Source organism: Actinomadura sp. HBU206391 (genome assembly GCF_014323665.1).
In the GTDB taxonomy this organism is placed as follows: Bacteria; Actinomycetota; Actinomycetes; order Streptosporangiales; family Streptosporangiaceae; genus Actinomadura_C.
The window spans coordinates 1-4,704 of record NZ_JABVEB010000349.1 but is presented as its reverse complement, the minus strand read 5'-3'; the positions used below and the strand labels follow the sequence as shown (position 1 = coordinate 4,704).

3 protein-coding genes and 1 pseudogene are annotated in these 4,704 nt (G+C 71.0%); 3 read left to right on the top strand and 1 reads right to left on the bottom strand.

Translation table 11 applies throughout. The annotated features are described in order from the left end of the window. The first annotated feature begins 318 nt into the window (after positions 1-318). The 3 genes and pseudogenes from prcB to HKK72_RS41845 all read left to right on the top strand — a co-directional run. On the top strand, positions 319-1,119 hold the full coding sequence (gene prcB / locus HKK72_RS36070) for a proteasome subunit beta (protein WP_222721584.1): 801 nt from the start codon (positions 319-321) through the stop codon (positions 1,117-1,119). A 21-nt stretch (positions 1,120-1,140) separates the two neighbouring features. Next, positions 1,141-1,995 (top strand): proteasome subunit alpha, encoded by an 855-nt coding sequence (gene prcA / locus HKK72_RS36065; RefSeq protein ID WP_187238883.1) that lies wholly within the window; start codon positions 1,141-1,143, stop codon positions 1,993-1,995. 369 nt (positions 1,996-2,364) lie between these two features. Continuing rightward, positions 2,365-2,463, top strand: a pseudogene (locus HKK72_RS41845) (hypothetical protein); the annotation flags it as partial. 46 nt (positions 2,464-2,509) lie between these two features. Here the strand turns inward: HKK72_RS41845 and HKK72_RS36055 are convergent. Beyond that, positions 2,510-4,615 carry a molybdopterin-dependent oxidoreductase gene (locus HKK72_RS36055; RefSeq protein ID WP_187238881.1) on the bottom strand — a complete coding sequence of 702 codons (2,106 nt, stop codon included), beginning with the start codon at positions 4,613-4,615 and terminating at the stop codon, positions 2,510-2,512. Positions 4,616-4,704 lie beyond the last annotated feature (89 nt).

Sequence of the window (4,704 nt, the reverse complement as noted above, 5' to 3'; positions counted from 1 at the left end):
GCGTGCGGGCCCGGCCGGCCACGCCATGGCGGGTCGTCGGGCTGCGGCCCCGCTGGGCCGGAAGGTCCCCACACCACGTGGTCATCGTAGTCGCGCCGCTCGTCCGGGCACCGCCGGGACGAGCGTTCGGGCCCCGTGGGGGCAGGTTCGCCGTGAGCGGACTCAGGGAAGGATCACGCCGCATGCGCGGCGCGTTGCCGGGACAGTAGGGTCATAAGCAGTTCCATGGTGCGCCGGGACACCCCGGTCCACGGTGAAGAGGGAAGGAGTCGCGTGGCGTCTCACGATTCGCACGCTGGACGGCTCCCGGGGGTATTCATGAGCCCTGGGCCGTCGTCCTTCACAGATTTCCTCGGGTCCTACCGCCCTGAGCTGCTGCCGAGCGGGCGCACACCGCCGGGGGCTCCGGCGGGGGAGGAGATCCCGCACGGCACGACGATCGTCGCGGCGACGTTCCCGGGCGGTGTCGTCTTGGCCGGTGACCGGCGGGCGACGGCGGGCAACGTGATCGCTCAGCGTGATATCGAGAAGGTCTTCCGCGCCGACGAGCTCTCCGGCATCGCCATCGCGGGCACCGCGGGGATCGGGCTGGAGATCGTCCGGCTCTTCCAGGTGGAGCTGGAGCACTACGAGAAGATGGAGGGCCGCATGCTCTCCCTCGAGGGCAAGGCCAACCGGCTCGCCACGCTGATCCGCGGCAATCTCGGGATGGCCATGCAGGGCCTGGTCGTGGTGCCGCTGTTCGCCGGTTTCGACGAGGACCGCGGCGGGGGGCGGATCTTCAGCTACGACGCGGCCGGCGGCAAGTACGAGGAGCACGACTTCTACTCGATCGGGTCGGGATCGGCGTTCGCCCGCGGCGCGCTGAAGAAACTGTGGCGGCCCGGGCTCACCGAGGCGGACGCTGCGATGGCCTGCATCCAGGCGCTGTACGACGCGGCCGACGACGACGCCGCCACCGGCGGACCCGACCTCATCCGCCGGATCTTCCCCCTGGTCGCGTCGGTGACGGCCGACGGGTTCAGGAGGCTTCCGGACGAGGAGGTCGGCGAGATCTCGCAGACCGTCGTCGATAGTCGATACCAGGCGCCGGGCGGTCCGGCCGCCCCGCTGCGATAGAAGGGATCCCCACCGGTGTCCATGCCGTTCTACGTCTCGCCCGACCAGCAGATGAAGGACAGGGCGGACTACGCGCGTAAGGGCATAGCGCGGGGCCGTAGCGTGGTCGTGCTCCAGTACGACGACGGGATCCTGTTCGTGGCCGACAACCCGTCCCGGGCTCTGCACAAGGTCAGTGAGATCTACGACCGGATCGCGTTCGCCGCGGTCGGCAAGTACAACGAGTTCGAGAACCTGCGGCTGGTCGGCGTGCGGTACGCCGACGTCAACGGCTACATGTACGACCGGAGCGACGTCACCTCCCGAGGGCTGGCCAACTTCTACGCGCAGATGCTCGGCACGATCTTCACCGAGCAGAACAAGCCGTACGAGGTCGAGCTGGTCGTCGCCGAGGTGGGCGAGGACGCCGCCACCGACCAGATCTACCGGCTCACCTTCGACGGATCGGTCGCCGACGAGCACGGCTTCGTCGCGATGGGCGGTCAGGCCGAGGCGGTCGCGGAGGCGCTGAAGGAGCGCTACCGCGATGGTCTGGGGCTCGCCGAGGCGTTGCGAGCGGGCGTGCACGCCCTGGAGCAGCAGGACGTCGACCGGCATCTGGAGGCCAAGGCGCTCGAGGTCGCGGTGCTCGACCGCAACCGCGAGCACCGTCTCTTCCGGCGGCTCACCCCGGTGCGCATCGAGGAGCTGCTGACGGAGGCCGGCGCGGGTGCGCCCTCGGCGGAGGGCGCCGGAGACGGCGATGGTGGCACGGAGGGTCCGGAAGGCACCGAGGGGCCGGAAGACACCGAGGGGCCGAAAGACACCGAGGGGCCGAAAGACACCGAGGGGCCGGAAGGCACCGCGAGCAAGGAGGGCCCGAAGGGCGACTCCTGAACCGGCAACGCCCGCCTCGATCACGAGGCCGCCGAAGACACTGCCGTTGAGGACGCGGAGGCCGCGAGGCCTCCGCGTCCTTTCTGTGTCGGCGCTGTGTCGGCCGCGGACGGGGCGTCGCGCCGCGGCGCCGGCCCCCAGGATGGCGGGTCCGCTGCTCCCGAGCCGGATGCGGTCCGTCGGTCGCCGCGCGTGCTATTTGACGATCTCATGGCAGCTTGCCGCCGCTCGGCCAGGGGAAGAGCGGATGGCTTCCTAGCGTCTGCCCCGTGACGACACTCGACGGGTGGATGTGCCCGGCGATCCCGTTCTATGGCGAAGACCATGAGCGCCGATGCCCGCTGTCACCGAGGCGCTCGATCTGGCCGCCCGAGGCTGCTGGAGGAGGGGCTGTTCGTCACGCTGAACAGCGACGACCCGCCCATGTTCGGCACCGCTCTGAGCGACGAGTACCGGATGGCGGCGCGGGCCGACGGCCCCACGTCGCCGGCGGCCGTACCGAAGGCCGAGGCCGTCACGGCGCGGGAGGCAGCCCCTCGACCTCGACCCGGTTGTCATGGAACACGGCGCCGCCGCCGATGTCGGAGTCGCGCTCGTCCACGGTGGCGTTGACGTTGCTGCCGCCGGTGAGCTTGGCCCAGTGGCCCTTGGTCGTGGCGGCGACACCGGGCCTGACCCGGTCGCCGACCTCCACGACGGCATCGAAGGATCCGCGGTCGTTGCGGACCCGGACCCGGTCACCGCTCGTGAGGTGACGCGCGGCGGCGTCCGCCGGGTGCAGGGTGATCGTCGGCGCGCCGGCCCGCCGGCGCAGCTCGGGATTGTTGCCGAACACGGTGTTGAGGAAGTGGTGCGACGCGGCCGACACGAGCGTGAGGGGGAAGCGCGCCGCTCGCTCGGTGTCGGCCACCTCGGCCGATGGAACGTAGACCGGCAACGGATCGTGCCCCTCCCGCGCGGCCCGCGAGGAGACGAACTCCAGCTTTCCGGACGGCGTCGGGAATCCGTCGGCGAAGGGCAGGAACGGCTTGGGCACGTTCAGCCGCACATGTCCTTCCTTGCGCAGCCGGTCCAGCGTGACGCCGACCAGCCAGGGGTGGCCCGAGCCGAGAAGTTGCCGGGCGAGTTCCTCGTCGGAGTCGTACAGGCTCGGCTCGGTCAGACCGAGGCGGCGGGCCAGCCGGCGGAAGGTCTCGGAGGTGGGCAGGCACTCCCCGGGAGGCGCGACGGCCTGCTCGTTCCACACCAGGTAGAGGTGGCCGTAGCCGTTGTGCACGTCGACGTGCTCGTGCTGCATCGTCGCGGGCAGGACGATGTCGGCGTAGTCGACGGTGTCGGTGGGGAACTGCTCCAGCACGACGGTGAACAGATCTTCGCGGGCGAGGCCGCGCCGGACCTTGTTCTGGTCGGGGTTGCTGGCCGCCGGGTTGGCCGCGATGACGAACAGCGCCTTGACCGGCGGATCGCCTCGTTCGAGCAGGTTGTCGCCCAGCCGGGTCATGGACAGGGTGCGGGTGGGCCGGGTGAGCAGGTCGTCGCGCACGAGTGCGGCGCGGTCGAGCGGGAAGTGGCCGCCGGTGGAGTACGACAGCCCGCCGCCGGGCCTGGACCAGTCCCCGGTGACCCCGGGAATGCAGGCGAGGGCGCGCAGGGCGTTGCCGCCTCCCGCATGGCGCTGGATGCCCATGGTCGCCCGGATCGCGGTGGGGCGGGTGCGGGCGATGCGCTCGCCCAGCGCGACGATCGCCTCGGCGGGGACGCCGGTGATGGCCGCGACCCGCTCCGGGGGGAACTCGGAGACGCGCTCTCTGAGCTCGGCCCAGCCGAGCGTGTGCCGGTCCAGGAACTCCCGGTCCTCCGCGCCCAGACCGGCGATCACGTTCAGCAGGCCGAATGCGAGCGCCGCGTCGGTGCCCGGGATCGGGGCCAGGTGCTCGTCGGCCTGCTGGGCCGTACGGGTGCGCACCGGATCGATCGCCACGACGTGCGCGCCTTCGGCGCGGGCGCGCTGGATGAACTTCCACAGATGGTGACCGCTCGTGAGCGTGTTGGTGCCCCACAGGATGATCAGCTTCGAGAGCGCGAGGTCCTCGGGGTCCATTCCGGCGGAGGTGCCCATCGTGTACTTCAGACCGGTGCTGCCCGCCACCGAGCAGATCGTGTCGTCGTGCTGCGACGCGCCCAGCACGTTGAACAGGCGGCGTCCGGCGTTGCCCTCGAGGCCCTGCAGATAACCGAGCGTGCCCATGCCCCAGTAGGGCCACACGGACTCGCCGCCGTGCTCGTCGATGATCGCGGAAAGCCGCTCGGCGATCTCGTCGAGTGCCTCCTCCCAGGTGATCTGCTCGAACCGTCCGGATCCCTTGGGCCCGGTCCGCCGCAGGGGGTGCAGGATCCGGTCGGGCGCGGCGGCCTGCTCCAGAAACCGGTTGACCTTGACGCACAGCGCACCGCGGGTGAACGGATGATCGGGGTCGCCGCGCAGGCCGACCGCCTGCCCGTCCCGTACGGTCACCACCCAGCCGCAGGTGTCGGGGCAGTCCAGCGGGCAGGCCCCCAGCACGTTGAGTTCCGTGCCGGGCGGTGCGCCGGTCACGCCGGACGGCTCGGTGACCGTCATGGTCGCTCCTCCGGTGGTCGATGGATCGATCCCTCTAGTGTGCGGCAAGCGCGGCAGGAGTGTTACACCGGGACGGGCATTACCTCGCC

Bases quoted from the DNA above. Each gene is read 5' to 3' on its own strand.
- prcB (WP_222721584.1), top strand. From the start codon at position 319: ATGAGCCCTGGGCCGTCGTCCTTCACAGATTTCCTCGGGTCCTACCGC.
- prcA (WP_187238883.1), top strand. From the start codon at position 1,141: ATGCCGTTCTACGTCTCGCCCGACCAGCAGATGAAGGACAGGGCGGAC.
- HKK72_RS36055 (WP_187238881.1), bottom strand. From the start codon at position 4,615: ATGACGGTCACCGAGCCGTCCGGCGTGACCGGCGCACCGCCCGGCACG.